We start from the raw sequence: 14,472 nt of genomic DNA on the forward strand, positions 1-14,472 counted from the left end.
AGAAAATCGCATCAGATGGCCACCAGGATGGATTGGCAAAGGTCTCTAGCAGCTAAGCTTGCCCGTCCGCTCATACCCCTCGAAATAAACCCGTAGATGCTGCGCGACAGCTTTGACATGTGCACCCGCATTCTTCGCAACAAGCATGCCGAGCCTGGATTCGCCAAGTGGCGGCAGACCGTGCTCAGCGCCGAGCTGTACCATGTTGTCTTCCAAAAGGAATTTCGAAAAAGGTGCAACGGCAAGATCCGCAACGATTGCCGCACGCTGGCCCATCGTATGGGCACTCATATAGGCAACGCGATATTCACGGCCCGCACTTTCCAGCGCACTGATCGCGTTGGCGCGCCAGATGCACCCCTCTTCCCACATTGAAAGCGGCAGTGGGTTGCGCTCATGGGCAGTCCCACATTTGGCGCCGGCCCAGATGATCTCCTCAGTCATGAGAACTTCTATGTCATCCATCTTGGCCAGTGTCTCATTGACATTGACCAACGTGACGTCGAGACGCTGCTCATCAAGGCGTTTGCGCAGACTATTGCTTTGATCAATGACCACATCGACGGTTACATCCGGGTGAGATTCCGCAAAGCGCTTCAAGACAAACGGAAGCACCCGCTCGCCGACATCGTCTGGCGCACCGAGCCGCACGACACCGGAAACCGTCGGCGCTATAAATTTCGCCACTGTCTCGCGATTGAGCGCCAGCATGCGCCTTGCGTAACCAAGGAGAACCTCGCCGCTTGGTGTCAGTTTGACCGAACGCGCGTCCCGTTCGAGCAGCACGTGGCCTAAGGTCTCCTCCAGTTTCTTGATCTGCATGGAAACGGCCGAGGGGGTACGAAACACAGCATTTGCAGCGCTCGAAAAACTGCCTGTTTCGGCAATCATTGCAAAGGTACGCAACACATCCAGGTCGAGGATCGGAATGGGATGATACATCGGGGCTGACATGGCGCATTCTCCTTCATCAATTTTTCTGAAACATAGTGTTTCGTAATTTCGTTTGATTGAACATCAACTTGGGGCGATAGTCAAGTTGATCAAAGGACATCATGCAAAATGATGCTCTTGCTGAATCAAGGAGAAGGAAAATGAGCACTTGCGATAACCTGTATCAGAGCGACACGAGAAGTTTCGCCGAACGGCTTGCGACCTATTTCGCGAATCATGCGAATGACCTGGCTGCACGAATCAGAACCGCCCGCGATGTTTTTGTGCGGGAACGCCGCTTACGCGCGACGGAAATGGCACTTGACGGGTTGCCGGAAAACATGCGTTGCGACATCGGCTGGCCAGATCTCTATGAGCGCCAAGTCAGCGAATACAATCAGCTAAAGAACTCGCGGTCGTAAAATCATGAAGCAATCAACTCAAGGGAGCAGCTAACGGTCCATCTGCTCCCTTTTATCATATGTGATACCTGCGCTTTTGCGACACAGGTTTTCGCCCTTCCATTTAGAATAATTCTATGGTTTTATCTGAAAAAAAGCTCTAGAGACCACGCCCGTAAGTTGAAGTTGTTACTTCAGTTGCGACATGGCCTTAAAGCCAGATACGGGAACCTGGAATTACCATGGATCACATTGGTCTCAATAAGCGCTCATTCGTTTTCTTTCTCGTGCCGAATTTCTCGATGATCGCATTTGCGACAGCCATCGAGCCACTGCGCATCGCAAATCGCATGCTCGGATATGAAGCCTATCGCTGGCGTCTTGCCTCTGTGGATGCGAAGCCTGTCACGGCCTCGAACGGTGTGGAATGCGCCGCAAACACATCGTTGGAAGACGAGAGGCGGTACCTGACCGGCGAAGAAAGGCCATCCATGGTCTTTGTGTGCGCCGGTATTCACGTCGAGAAATTCCACAACAAATCAGTCTTTGCCTGGCTTCGCGAAGAATTCAACCGCGGCGTCGCTGTTGGCGGACTCTGCACCGGGGCGCATATTCTCGCAGCGGCTGGCCTGCTTTCTGGCAAGCGGTGCGCGATCCATTGGGAGAATCTTCCAGGTTTTGCTGAGGCCTTTCCAAAGGCCGATGTATACGCCGACCTGTTCGAGGTTGACGGCAACATCTACACCTGCGCCGGCGGGACCGCCGCGCTGGACATGATGCTCAAGCTCATCGGCGATGATTTCGGCGACAATATCGTTAATCGTGTCTGTGAACAGGCACTGACCGACCGCGTGCGCAGCCCACACGACCGTCAGCGACTGCCGTTACGCGCGCGTCTCGGCGTGCAAAACTCCAAAGTTTTGACAATAATCGAATTGATGGAAGCGCGGCTTTCCGAACCACTATCATTGATCGAAATCGCTGATCACGTTGGACTGTCGCGCCGCCAGATCGAGCGCCTGTTCCGCCAGGAAATGGGGCGCTCGCCAGCCCGCTACTATCTCGAGATCCGTTTGGACCGTGCCCGGCATCTGTTGATTCAATCATCCATGCCGATCGTAGAGGTGGCTGTTGCATGCGGATTTGTCTCGGCATCGCATTTTTCAAAATGCTACCGTGAACTCTACGGCCGTTCGCCTCAGCAGGAACGCGCTGATCGCAAGCAGTTGATTGCAGCGTAACTCATCTCGATTCCCAATCCTGCATCCGCCTCTGCCATATTCGCTCGCCTGAAAGGCAGTCGATTTGCGGCTTGTCCTGGGCCAGGATCAGCGGCAACGTCTGTGACGGCAGCCAATCTGCTTTCTGCGTGGTAGGAGTATCGCCCGCCAACTCCAGCACCAGTTTCCGGCGCACAGCCTCCGGAAACTGGTCCCAGGAATTGACCGGGACCATGAAAGCACCCGGTCCACCAATGACGCAGCTGCTGTAATAGAGATCGAGGTCCTTCACGGCCCAGTCGGAGTAAAAATCTCCACGCGTCATCAACGGCAATCCGTTGATCGTAATGCCCTTGGCGATGGCTTGATCGCGAGCGTCTGCCACCGGGCGACCATTGTTGTTGGCGCCGTCGCCTGAAATATCGATAACTCTTCGCGAGGCCTTGAAGCCGTTGTTGTCGAAGAGGGTACTGGAAAAATCGATAGCCCCGGAGATCGATGTACGACTTTGAGTTGCGGGAATTGGCTGATCGAGCGCATCCGCAAGTTTTTCCGCAGAGTCGGCGCCATCGACCAACGTCCAAGGAACGATAATTCGTTGTACGTTCGATCCGGCCCATTCAACATAAGTAACGGCTACACGACCGTGAATACCGTCGCGAATGGCATCGACGACTTCCTTGCGCCGAAGCGCCGCGACATAGCCATCGCGTTGAATCTTCTGCTCGAAAGTTTCCATAGATCGGGATGCGTCGACGGCCAAGACCAACTCTACATCGACCTCAGTATCCGCTGCTTGCGCGCGCACCGAAAAACTGGCTAACAAAGCTGCCAGTGACAGAAAACTACAAAGAGTCTTCATACGCGATGACATGCATGAAGTGTAACTCAAATCGCAGGAACGCAAAGCGACTTCCAGCGCGATCACATTCTGTTGAACAAAGGCACTAAAGCAAAAATGGCGCCCGTCGGCGCCATTCTCAAGATCAGTTTTCGACAGGTTTAAGCCTTCAAGCGCTCATTTTCGGTATCGAAGGGCGATTCCGAAATCACGATCGCTTTGTGTGTCTTTCCCAATATCTTGATCTCGACCTGAGTGCCTACAGCAGAGTATTCAGGCTTCACCATTGCAAGCGCTATACTTTTGCCGAGACGCCAGCCATAGCCGCCATGAGTGGCACGGCCAACAAGTTCACCCTTTACATATATCGGTTCACTGCCGCGCGCGTCGACATCCGATACACCCGGAACGAGCACTTCGAGTGTCACGAAATTCCATTTCAGGCCATTTTCACGCGCCTTGACCACAGCGTCACGACCGATGAACTCTCCCTTGTTGGGATGAACGAAGCGATCAAGACCGCTTTCAAAGGCATTGTATTCGATAGACAATTCGCGCGGGATCAAGCGATATGATTTCTCGATTGCCATCGCCGTCATGGCGCGAATACCGAAGGGCTTGATGCCGAACTCAGCGCCAGCTTCGAGCAACAAATCATAAATAGTGTTTTGCTGTTCGATTGGATGGTGTAGTTCCCAGCCAAGCTCGCCAACGAAATTGACACGCAATGCATGCGCTGTCCCCGTACCGACGCTGATTTCCTTGCCGGAAAGCCACGGAAACGCCTCGTTGGACAGATCGGCACGCGTTAGTTTCTCCAGAACCTGGCGGCTCTTGGGTCCCGCCAGAACGAGAACACCATACATCTGCGTAATAGGACGCAAGGTGACCGAGCCATCGTTCGGCAGCAGCTTGTGCAGATAATCGTGGTCATGATTTTCGTAAGCGCCCGCCGAGACGAGATAGAATTTCCCTGGCGACCACTCATAGACTGTGAATTCCGAACGAACCCCACCAAGTGGCGTCAAGAGATGGCAAAGCGCGATGCGGCCCTGCTTTTTCGGAATGCGATTAGCCAGGATCGAGTCGAGCCAAGCGCGGGCACCTGGTCCGGACACTTCCATCTTGGCGAAAGCCGACATGTCTAGAAGACCGACATTGTTCGTCACATTTTTGATCTCATGACCGACATGTTCGAAATAGTTGGAACGCCGGAACGACCAGAGCTCCTTGATCTTGCCGTCAGCATCAGGTTTCGGATGATTGTGGTTCATCAGAACATCTGGCTTGTCGAGTTTGGCAACGTCGAGCCCGTAACCCTGCGGTGCGAACCAATTGGCGCGCTCCCAGCCATAAACAGTTCCGAACACGGCACCGAGTTGCTTCTGGCGATCATAGGAAGGCGAACGCTTTAACGGCCGGGCAGCACCTCGCTCCTCGTCTGGGTAATGGACCGAGAAGACCTCGGCATAAGCCTCTTCATTCTTTTCTTTAAGGTACCCTTCGGTCGCGTAAGGACCGAAACGGCGTGGATCGACACCCATCATATCGATAGACGGTTCTCCTTCGACGATCCATTCGGCCAGCTGCCAACCGGCACCGCCGGCAGCGGTGACACCAAAGGAGTGTCCTTCATTCAACCAAAAGTTTTTAAGGCGTGGCGCAGGTCCAATGATGGGTGAGCCATCGGGGGTATAGGCGATGGCGCCATTGTAAACCTTCTTGATACCGACTTCACCAAATGCCGGGACACGCGCGATCGCGGTTTCGATATGCGGTTCGAGGCGGTCGAGATCTTCCTGGAACAATTCATATTCGCTGGCATCCGAAGGGCCGTCGACGTAACAGACGGGGGCACCCCGCTCGTATGGCCCAAGCAGCAAGCCGCCATTTTCCTCGCGCATATACCAGGAACTGTCGCTTTCGCGTAAAACACCCATTTCGGGCAAGCCTTTTGCCTTCCGTTCAAGAATTGCCGGGTGTGGCTCGGTCACGATATACTGATGTTCGACGGGAATGACCGGCACATCGAGGCCGACCATTTTGCCGGTCTTGCGGGCAAAGTTGCCGGTTGCGGACACCACGTGTTCCGCGGTGATGTCGCCCTTGTCGGTTTTGACCAGCCATTGGCCGGACGGCAATTGTTCAATGCCAAGCACGGTCGTATAGCGATAGATCGTTGCACCGCGATCGCGCGCACCCTTGGCGAGCGCCTGCGTCAGATCCGCCGGCTGGATATAGCCATCTTCCGGATGTTGGATAGCGCCAATAATGCCGTCCATCTCTGCAAGCGGCCAGATCTCCTTGACCTGCTCTGGCGTCAGGAGCTTGACCGGAACGCCGATTGTTTCGGCCACGCCCGCATAATACATGTATTCGTCCCACCGATCCTTGGTGCGAGCAAGGCGAATATTGCTGCAATTGGTGAAGCCGACATTCATGCCGGTTTCTTCCTGCAGTTCCTGATAGAACTTGACCGAATATTTGTGAATTTGGCCAACAGAATAGCTCATATTGAACAACGGCAAGAGCCCGGCAGCGTGCCAGGTTGAACCGGATGTCAGTTCCTTGCGCTCAATCAGGACAACATCACTCCAGCCCTTCTTGGCCAGATGATAGAGTGTCGACACACCTACTACCCCACCGCCGATAACGACAACACGCGCCTCAGTCTTCATTTCACTCTGTCCTTTGGTATCGATCGATGGCCGGAACGGCTCCAACAATTTTTTGCACTATGGCGTTTCGTATGTCCATCGCTAAGGCCTGTTTGCGACATGGCGAAAACACGCCGCGACGCCTGGTAAACAGGCCGTATTTTATAGGAGCATTCGACAAATTTCGGGAGGCGTTTAACGCAATGTGGAGGATTAAAGCTCTAAGGATAGTGGTCACGCGCCGCGGAACCTGAGTCGAAGTCGAATGCCGGATATTTCCAGAAGCTCCACCAGAACTTCAGCACGAATGTTCTCACCATTGGTGTTGCTCGCGCTTGTTCTGGTGTTCCTTGTCGTTCTCTTGTCGCTGCCCTTGGTCATCCCAATCGGCCCGATGTATTGGGATACCTATATCTATCTCGATGCAGCCCAGCGCATAAAACTTGGCCAGGTGCCGGCTGTGGATTTTCTCGCACCCGTCGGCGCCCTTGAATACTATCAATTCTACTGGCTTCAGAAACTTTTCCCCGGCGGGCAACCTACCTTGATTGCACAATGGTCCGTGCTGATTTCTGCCGCACCTTTGATGGCGATCATTCTTGCCGAAATCGACAAGGAGAGCCGAAAGATCGCCTTTGCGATCCTTGTTCCATTTCTTGTTTTTGCGCTGTGCCCGACCAACACACAGAGCTTTCACTCCTACCCTGGCGTCAACGGTTTCGGCATTTACAATCGCCACACCTCCCTGCTGCTCTATGTTCTTGTCAGTGCGCTGATTTTCTTGCCGAATGGCCGAAAGCTCGCCTGCATCGCATCGCTGACGATGCTTGCGTTGTTCCTCACCAAGATAACGGGGTTTTTGGCAGGTGGCTTGATCGGTCTCTTTGCAGTCCTCTCAGGCCGTCTCCTGTGGCGCTATGTATTGCTGGCGTTATGCATCTTTGCCGTGGCGCTTCTGGTACTCGAGTTCAATCATGGAATGGTGTCTGCCTATGTCGAGAGCATCGCAGCGCTGGTCAGGTTAAACGAGGGCCTGCTTCTGCCTCGCTTTCTGACTGTTTTTTCAATCAAGCTCGACGTCATCCTTGCGGCGGCCGCTCTGATACTTTTCCTGTTCTGGCAAGACTGGAATCCCCTTACAGACGACCCTTGGCACAATCTTCGCAAGAAACCGGCAACAGCGAATATCGCCGTTCTGCTCGATCGCGATTGGCTATGGATCGGCATCACGCTGGTCGCTGGCATATTCCTTGAGACGCAGAATACCGGCAGCCAGGAATTCATCTTTCTCTGGCCGGTTCTTCTGGCGGTGCTGCTCAAAACACCGAAATTGCCCGAAAGCCGCCGACTGATTGTCTATTGTCTCGTCGCATTTACCGCGATCCCGACGATCACCAAGGTTATGCAGGGCACTCTACGCTTTGTCGCTGTGGCGCCGACCTATGTGGAAGCGCCGGTCACTGATGTAAAAACGATGGGCCTCGTTTCTACCCGCAAGGATATCATGGAACGGGTGAACCTGCTGGAATCCCACTATGCCTCTAATGCCGGGGCCTACCGCCAACTGGCGGAGGCGGGACAACTGCCGAGCTGGCAGCTCTATTCTGAACTTGACTACCAGATGTTCTGGGTGGTCTCCGCCGATCGCGCTGTCAAAGCGCTCAAGCAGTTCGAGAGCACGAATAGTGTCCATTTGAACAGTTTGATGACACTGGATTTCGTCAATCCGTTTCCGTGGATACTCGATCGCGATGCAAGCCGAAATGTTCAGATTGGTGCCGACCCATTCCGCACTGTCGGTGATCTGACAGAAGCGGAAGAAACCTCACTGCGCCAGACGGACGGCGTTTTGCGCCCATCCTGCCCGACAACCAGCGCGCGGCTTTCCCTGCAGCGTATCTATGAAAAAGCCTTGGCAGACCGGATCGTCGTGAAGCTTGACGATTGCTGGGATCTGCTGCTGAGGCCAGGGATCAAACTTTCCGGCCAATCCTGACAGCAGAAAGCCGGACCAAAGCCCGGCTCTCCTGGAATTCTGATTTTACTTTACCTGCGCTTTGACGAAGTCTTTTACGATTCGAACGATACCGCGTGACAGGACTTCATCGAGCGCTTTGATGAATGCGTCCACGTGTTCCCGGCCGCAAATCAGTGGCGGCTCCAGGCGGATGACATTTCGATTGTACTCGGTGAATGCGACCAGCACTCCATGATCGCGCAAGAGGTGGCTGCCCACAAAGCCCGGAAGCGATCCCTTCAGCTTGTCATCCAGTACAGCAAGCACGGGGCGCAACACCATTGGAACCGTCTTGGAGAAATCGTGGAATTCGAGACCGACCATCAGGCCCTTGCCACGTACGTCCTTGATCATCGTCGGATATTTGACTTTCAGCTCTTCGAGCTTTTGCAGCAGATAGTCGCCCGTTGCTGCAGCATTATCGATCAAGTGTTCGTCGTAGAGAATGTTCATCGCTTCGATTGAAGTGACGCAGGCTTCGCCAATCCCGCCAAATGTGGCCATGGCATGGATCATTGCTGTCTTGGGCGTGCCATAGGCTTTCATATAAACCTCGCGCCGCGCGATCATCGCGCCGACAGCCGCCTTGCCGCCTCCCAATGATTTGGCCAAGGCGGTCACATCGGGCACAACGCCCGCATGTTCGAAAGCATAAAACCGGCCGGAGCGACCAAAGCCACACTGGACCTCATCGGCAACCCAAAGCACGCCATACTGATCGCATAGCGCGCGCAGTTTTTGCCAGTACTCCTTCGGCGCTTGAATGATGCCACCACCGCCCTGGATGGTTTCCAGTACAATGACGCCGATTTCAGGATCAGACCGGAAGGCATTCTCGACAGCATCAATATCGCCAAATGGAACACGAACCGTATTCTCCACCAGCTTGAACTCACCGCGATAGAGCCCACCGTCGGTAATCGAGAGAACGCCCTTGGTCTTGCCGTGAAATGAATTCTCGGCATAAACGATCTTGGGTTTTTTGGGGCCGGCCGCACGCTCGGCAACCTTTATAGCCGCCTCCATCGCCTCCGATCCAGAGGATCCGAGGAACACCATGTCGAGATCGCCGGGTGAGCAAGCGGCAAGGTTATGCGCCAAGGCGGTCGCATATTGCGACATGAAGGCAATGGCTATTTCCTGACGCTGTTCATCCTGGAATTTCTTGCGCGCCCCGACAATCCGCGGGTGATTATGGCCGAAAGCAAGAGAGCCGAAGCCGCCAAAGAAATCGAGAATGGCGCGGCCGTTTTGATCATAATAATACATGCCTTCCGCACGGTCGATTTTCACCTTGTGAAAACCGAGAAGCTTCATGAAATGCAGCTGACCGGGATTGAGATGCCTGGTGAAAAGCTCGGTCATGCGCGGCAGCGTCATGGCCTTGGCCTCTTCGACCGTAAGCAGATCCGGCTTGCCTATAAGTCCCTGGACCGCCTCGTGCTGTGATGCCGCTGTAACCTGATTCATCGCCATTCCCCGTTATTCCGCCGCTATCGACGATGGTTGCTGCACGGCTTTGCCGTCTTTGATATTGCGATACTCCTTATATGCTGCAATCAGCATATCCTCATCGCGATATTGCGGTATCCAGCCCAGTTGACGCTCCGCTTTCGACACATCGAGTACGCACATTTCGTCCGCGATCAAATATTGTTCCGGATCCATGATCGGCTTGTTCATCCAGTCGAAGAAGTCGAGTGTGCGTTTTACCGCCCAGGCGGGTGTTGGTAGCAGGATCGATCTCGATCCCGCGAATTTCACCAGATCGCCGAGCAGTTTGCGAACAGGCGGCGGGTTCAGCGAACCAAGATTATATGCCTCATTTGGCACGCCAGCCTTCCATGCCGCACGTGCCGCTTCGGCACAATCGAACACCGAAATGAACTGATAAGGGTTCTTGCCGGAGCCAATCATCGGTACCGGCAGGTTGTAGTCGACCAATTTGAACAACTTTTCGAGGATACCAAGTCGGCCCGGCCCAATGATCAGGCGCGGGCGAAACAGGGAGATATTCATTCCGCGCATGCGCCATTCTGCGGCCAGTTCCTCGGTTTTCAATTTTGACATTCCATATTCACCAAGCGGCGCCGCCGGGTGGTCTTCGGTCTGAGGCCAGACATAGGTGTGGCCATAGATCATGTCGGTCGTATAGTGCACGAGCTTCCTGGCTCCCGCCTTGTCCATCGCCTTGATGATGTTCTCGGTACCGAAGTAATTGACCGGAAAGAAGAAATCGTGACGCTTCGCCCGCACCTGTAGCGGCGAAAGCATCTTGGCTGACAGGTTGTAGACCATGTCGTCGGCCTTGATACCGACTGCTGCGATGGACTTCGGGTCGGTCACGTCGCATTTGACGAATGTCACATCGCCATAATGGGGCAGATCGCCCTTGACGATATCCGCAACAACGACTTCCTCTCCCCCGGCAATCAGCTTCGGTGCCAGATGCCGCCCGACGAAACCGTCGCCACCAAAAATAACGTGTCTCATTTACTCAACTCACTTACGAGGATGTTGTGGAAGCTGGTGGCGTTTGCTCTCCGGGCGTTTCATGACGTCCGCTCTGGGCGATCAGAATGGTTCCGATCATGATGAAGGCGATGCCCGCAATCTTGAACGTTCCGAGTTCCTCCTTGAAGACTGCCCAGGCGAATAGTGCGACGACCACATAAGCCAGGCTCAGGAACGGGTACGCGAAGGATAGATCGACCTTGGAAAGCACATAAAGATGTGAGGCCATGGAGATGACAAACATGGTCAATCCGGCGAAAACCCAAGGATTGAAAATGATCTGGAATATTCGCTGGATAATCGTATCGGCGCTGAAGCTGATCGGCCCCAGCGTTATCATGCCGTATTTCAGCATGACTTGTGCCGCCGCATTGGTCATGACGGTGAACAGGATAAATGGAATGTATTTTGTCATGTCAGAACGGCCCCTCTAGTTCGTCGAGTGCATAGCAAAGCTGCGTTGAAAAGACCCCAAGCACATTGTTAAAATTTGATGCATCAAGCAGTTCCACCTGCCAGTGCAGTTCGCGCCCAAAAATTGGAGTTGAATGCGGGATCCCGCTCCTTCTCCAGTTCTTGCCATCCCGGAAATCCGGCTTTGAACACCGCGGAACTCATGCGTTGGTCCTTGTAGGGATTAACCCGCCCGTCCGCATCGATCGTCATACTGTCGAGGCGCTCCAGCAGCGCCAGCGTGCGCGCTCCGCGATTGGGAAAATCAACCGTTAACGTGTAGCCCGCCCGCGGAAACGACATGATCCCGGGTGAAGTGACGTCCCCGAAACGTTTTAGCACAGTCAGAAATGAGCTTTGTCCCGCCTCGCGCGTGGCGGCCAGCATCTGCGGAATTACTGCTGAAGCGGCATCTTCCGGAATGACGCTTTGATGTTGGTAAAGCCCGGTCCTTCCATAAAGCCGATTCCAGTTCGAGACACTGTCGAGTGGATAGAAGAAGGTCTGATAGGTGCTGAGATGAGGTTCTCGATTACGGCCTTTGAAATGAAAGTAGGCCGCGTTGAACAGTTTGAGGCTCGGATAGTTCAGTGCCGATATGGGAAGCTCGAAAGGCACGCCCAGCCTGGATTCCTCCGTTGTGGCTTCAAAACTTCCATTTTCTGCATGATTTCCTGTGAGAAGAACGCCGCGTCCTGCACGTTTCCCTGAACTCAATTGATCGACCCAGGCAACGGCATATTCATTGTCATTGTCGGCCTGCGGCGCCATTTCGAAATATTCGGCAAGGCTTGCAAACGGCTTTACGCTCTCCACCACATCAAGCGAATTCACTTTCATCAATCTGATGCTGGCAGAAAGGATAATGCCTGTTAGTCCAAGCCCTCCGATTGTCGCGGCAAATAACTTGGAATTCATCGATGCAGAACAGGTGACGACCGTTCCATCGGACTTCAACAGGTCGAAGCGTTCGACATGGCAACCGAACGTGCCGCGGCGATGGTGGTTTTTGCCATGCACATCGTTCGCGATCGCGCCGCCCAAAGTAACAAAACGCGTACCTGGTGTCACCGGCAGGAAATACCCGTGCGGCGCGGCGAGCGCAATGATATCCGACAGCATCAGGCCAGCTTCGGCGGCGAGCAGACCCGTTTGCGGGTCGAATGAGATAAGCTGGTCGCTCTCCCGCATATCGACCAGCGTACCACGATCATTGTGACAGCTGTCGCCATAGGATTTGCCATTGCCAAATGGCAGAAACCCATCCCGATCCGGAGCACCACTTTCGAAAATCCGTCGAGCAGCATCGAGCGAAATCCCAGCACGCGGATGCCTGTCGATAAGCCCGAAACTGTCATAGCCAACCATCATGAGCGCATGCCACCGTAGAGCAGCAACGCCGCGCCAATAGCTATAACAATCTGACTGCGCCAGTCAGAAATGATGAACACGACAGGGTCGTCGTGCATCTCACCGCGATGCGCCAGAATCCAGATGCGGATGTTGAGATAGAGCACGATCGGACAAAGTGGCCAAATCAACCATGGGTACGAGTAGAGACTAACAACAGCATCGCTATTTACGTAGAGAGCCAGGACGAGTGCAGCGGCAAAGGCTGACGAGACGCCGCATTGCGCCACGACTTCTCGATCGGCCTGTCGGTATCCCCTGCCCGCGATACGGTTCTTTTCGACAAGTGCCGTGTTTTGCAGTTCGACATAACGTTTGACGAGCGCGAGTGAAAGAAAGAAGAACGACGAAAACGCCAGCAGCCAAAATGAACCCTCGATCTGGCTGGCCGCTGAGCCCGCAAGAATTCGGAGCGTATAGAGGCCTGCCAGCGTCAAGACATCGATCAGCAACATACGCTTCAGCGATAGCGAATAAGCCGTCGTCGAAATGAGATAGACCAGCAACACGGCGCTAAACACCCAAGGCAATTGCGTGGCAAGCAGACCGGCAAGGACAAGCAGCGCGACAGCAACTTTCAGACCGAAGGAAATAGAGAATAGGCCGCTGGCAAAAGCTCTATTCCTCTTTCGCGCGTGCTGGCGGTCCAACGGAAGATCAAACAGGTCGTTGACGATATAGATTGCCGAAGCAGCGAATGAGAAAGCAAAGAATGCAATGATCGAGTTGATGAGAATCTGCCAGTTCATGATCTGGTGATCGAGTATCGGCGGAACAAAAATCAGCGTGTTCTTCATCCATTGATGCACGCGCAACATCCTGGAGAAGGTTTTCCAATCGGTCTTCGGCGTTTCAAACAATTTCGCGGAATGTGTGCGCTGCCATTTCGCTGCGGCCCGATCCGGTGCAACAACGACCGCTTCGCTTGCCGCATCGAACACCGGAACATCCGCTCGGCTGTTTCCCGCGTAGGCAAACTTGACGTCACCGAAAGTCTCCAGCAGAAATTTGGTCTTGTGCACAGACGTCAGGTTGCGCGTTTCATCTGTCGCATAGACGGCATCGAAAAAACCCAGATATGCGGCAATGCTCTCGGCAAACTTGCGCGCCGCGCCAGTCGCAAGCACCAGCCTTCGACCCTTGCGGTGCTCCTCGCGCAGGTAAGCGACGAACTCCCCCCGGTAAGGGAGTATTGCGGGGTCAATCGCGACGCGAAGCGATATCTGATGTTTGAGATGACCTTTTCCCTTTAAAGCCCAAAGGGGCAGAAGAAAGAGATACAGCATGTTCTGTTTGAGCAGTTGAAACGTACTTTCCCATAGAAGATCAGTGGCTATAAGCGTGCCGTCGAGATCTACTACGAGGTCAACAGTTTTGTTGTCAGAACGAGCATCCACCACAACATATCCCTGAAATCACGCGCCTATTCAAGCTGGCAAGAATATTGCCTATCAGTCGATGACTTATCGGGAAAGTAAAAATGAAAAGTGAAGTTGATTCGGCCGCGCGAAAGATAATCTGAAAAGTAGTATCAACAGTGAATGAAGCATTAAAAAAACCGGCCGAAAATTGATTCCAGCCGGTTCGTAAACTTCGCATGTAATGCTGCAAATCGCTGAGCTTACTTGATCGAAACCTTACCGCCTTTGATTTCGACGGTCTCGCTGCCTTTCAAGGCTTCGCGGTCGCCATTCGGAAAGGTAACGAAGCAACCGCCATTGCAGAACTCGACAGTTTCGCCGGCGCCGACCTGCAATTCGGTTTTGCTCGAGCCTTCAGTAACAACGATAGTCTGGGCGCTTGCCTCATCGTTCTTAACGCTGGCGGCAAATGCTGATCCCGCTGAAACGGCAGACAAAAGAACGGCAACAACAAACTTGTTCATATCTCTACGGTGCTTCCACCGCCTCTGTTACGGAACCCCAACGGGCTCTTTGACAACAGTTATAACGGGATCAAGTTGAACGGCAACTGAACGGCCAGGGGTTTTTCAAGTTGGGCAGCTCCGTAACCATCATTGAATCAT

12 protein-coding genes are annotated in these 14,472 nt (G+C 53.8%); 3 read left to right on the forward strand and 9 right to left on the reverse strand.

Annotation, left to right across the window (positions count from 1 at the left end; genetic code table 11):
• Nucleotides 1–45: 45 nt before the first annotated feature.
• The gene (locus LB462_RS12740; RefSeq protein ID WP_224508397.1) at nucleotides 46–954 is read right to left on the reverse strand and encodes a LysR family transcriptional regulator; all 909 of its coding nucleotides are present in this window, start codon (nucleotides 952–954) and stop codon (nucleotides 46–48) included.
• 140 nt (nucleotides 955–1,094) lie between these two features.
• On the opposite strand from LB462_RS12740, the gene LB462_RS12745 reads away from it, so the two are divergent.
• Together LB462_RS12745 and LB462_RS12750 are read left to right on the forward strand one after the other, a co-directional pair.
• The gene (locus tag LB462_RS12745) at nucleotides 1,095–1,355 is read left to right on the forward strand and encodes a hypothetical protein (protein WP_224508399.1); all 261 of its coding nucleotides are present in this window, start codon (nucleotides 1,095–1,097) and stop codon (nucleotides 1,353–1,355) included.
• 221 nt (nucleotides 1,356–1,576) lie between these two features.
• Nucleotides 1,577–2,575 (forward strand): GlxA family transcriptional regulator, encoded by a 999-nt coding sequence (locus LB462_RS12750; protein ID WP_112528712.1) that lies wholly within the window; start codon nucleotides 1,577–1,579, stop codon nucleotides 2,573–2,575.
• Nucleotide 2,576: 1 nt separating this feature from the next.
• On the opposite strand, the gene LB462_RS12755 is transcribed toward LB462_RS12750, so the two are convergent.
• Nucleotides 2,577–3,428, reverse strand: coding sequence for a DUF1194 domain-containing protein (locus tag LB462_RS12755; protein WP_224508401.1), 852 nt, complete (start codon nucleotides 3,426–3,428; stop codon nucleotides 2,577–2,579).
• Nucleotides 3,429–3,556: 128 nt separating this feature from the next.
• Nucleotides 3,557–6,073: a GcvT family protein gene (locus tag LB462_RS12760; RefSeq protein ID WP_224508403.1), complete on the reverse strand. Its 2,517-nt coding sequence runs from the start codon at nucleotides 6,071–6,073 to the stop codon at nucleotides 3,557–3,559.
• A 286-nt stretch (nucleotides 6,074–6,359) separates the two neighbouring features.
• On the opposite strand from LB462_RS12760, the gene LB462_RS12765 reads away from it, so the two are divergent.
• The gene (locus LB462_RS12765; protein ID WP_224508405.1) at nucleotides 6,360–8,048 is read left to right on the forward strand and encodes a hypothetical protein; all 1,689 of its coding nucleotides are present in this window, start codon (nucleotides 6,360–6,362) and stop codon (nucleotides 8,046–8,048) included.
• Nucleotides 8,049–8,093: 45 nt separating this feature from the next.
• Here the strand turns inward: LB462_RS12765 and LB462_RS12770 are convergent, their stop codons facing one another.
• The 6 genes from LB462_RS12770 to LB462_RS12795 all read right to left on the reverse strand — a co-directional run bounded on the left by LB462_RS12770 (nucleotide 8,094) and on the right by LB462_RS12795 (nucleotide 14,331).
• Nucleotides 8,094–9,539 (reverse strand): aspartate aminotransferase family protein, encoded by a 1,446-nt coding sequence (locus tag LB462_RS12770; RefSeq protein ID WP_224508408.1) that lies wholly within the window; start codon nucleotides 9,537–9,539, stop codon nucleotides 8,094–8,096.
• Nucleotides 9,540–9,551: 12 nt separating this feature from the next.
• Entirely contained in the window at nucleotides 9,552–10,562 is a 1,011-nt protein-coding gene (locus tag LB462_RS12775) for an NAD-dependent epimerase/dehydratase family protein (RefSeq protein ID WP_224508410.1), read from the reverse strand.
• A gap of 13 nt (nucleotides 10,563–10,575) precedes the next feature.
• Complete coding sequence (locus LB462_RS12780; RefSeq protein ID WP_224508412.1) at nucleotides 10,576–10,998, reverse strand: EamA family transporter; 423 nt, start codon at nucleotides 10,996–10,998, stop codon at nucleotides 10,576–10,578.
• 83 nt (nucleotides 10,999–11,081) lie between these two features.
• Entirely contained in the window at nucleotides 11,082–12,407 is a 1,326-nt protein-coding gene (locus LB462_RS12785; protein WP_224508414.1) for an FAD-binding oxidoreductase, read from the reverse strand.
• The gene (locus LB462_RS12790) at nucleotides 12,404–13,843 is read right to left on the reverse strand and encodes a UbiA family prenyltransferase (RefSeq protein WP_224508416.1); all 1,440 of its coding nucleotides are present in this window, start codon (nucleotides 13,841–13,843) and stop codon (nucleotides 12,404–12,406) included. The genes LB462_RS12785 and LB462_RS12790 overlap by 4 nt, the downstream gene beginning before the upstream one ends.
• Nucleotides 13,844–14,067: 224 nt before the next feature.
• Complete coding sequence (locus LB462_RS12795) at nucleotides 14,068–14,331, reverse strand: hypothetical protein (protein ID WP_183662371.1); 264 nt, start codon at nucleotides 14,329–14,331, stop codon at nucleotides 14,068–14,070.
• Nucleotides 14,332–14,472: the final 141 nt, after the last annotated feature.

The organism is Phyllobacterium chamaecytisi, assembly GCF_020164455.1.
Lineage (GTDB): Bacteria > Pseudomonadota > Alphaproteobacteria > Rhizobiales > Rhizobiaceae > Phyllobacterium > Phyllobacterium chamaecytisi.

Bases quoted from the DNA above. Each gene is read 5' to 3' on its own strand.
- LB462_RS12740 (WP_224508397.1), bottom strand. From the start codon at position 954: ATGTCAGCCCCGATGTATCATCCCATTCCGATCCTCGACCTGGATGTG.
- LB462_RS12780 (WP_224508412.1), bottom strand. From the start codon at position 10,998: ATGACAAAATACATTCCATTTATCCTGTTCACCGTCATGACCAATGCG.
- LB462_RS12785 (WP_224508414.1), bottom strand. From the start codon at position 12,407: ATGATGGTTGGCTATGACAGTTTCGGGCTTATCGACAGGCATCCGCGT.
- LB462_RS12755 (WP_224508401.1), bottom strand. From the start codon at position 3,428: ATGTCATCGCGTATGAAGACTCTTTGTAGTTTTCTGTCACTGGCAGCT.
- LB462_RS12745 (WP_224508399.1), top strand. From the start codon at position 1,095: ATGAGCACTTGCGATAACCTGTATCAGAGCGACACGAGAAGTTTCGCC.
- LB462_RS12795 (WP_183662371.1), bottom strand. From the start codon at position 14,331: ATGAACAAGTTTGTTGTTGCCGTTCTTTTGTCTGCCGTTTCAGCGGGA.
- LB462_RS12760 (WP_224508403.1), bottom strand. From the start codon at position 6,073: ATGAAGACTGAGGCGCGTGTTGTCGTTATCGGCGGTGGGGTAGTAGGT.
- LB462_RS12770 (WP_224508408.1), bottom strand. From the start codon at position 9,539: ATGAATCAGGTTACAGCGGCATCACAGCACGAGGCGGTCCAGGGACTT.
- LB462_RS12750 (WP_112528712.1), top strand. From the start codon at position 1,577: ATGGATCACATTGGTCTCAATAAGCGCTCATTCGTTTTCTTTCTCGTG.
- LB462_RS12765 (WP_224508405.1), top strand. From the start codon at position 6,360: ATGTTCTCACCATTGGTGTTGCTCGCGCTTGTTCTGGTGTTCCTTGTC.
- LB462_RS12775 (WP_224508410.1), bottom strand. From the start codon at position 10,562: ATGAGACACGTTATTTTTGGTGGCGACGGTTTCGTCGGGCGGCATCTG.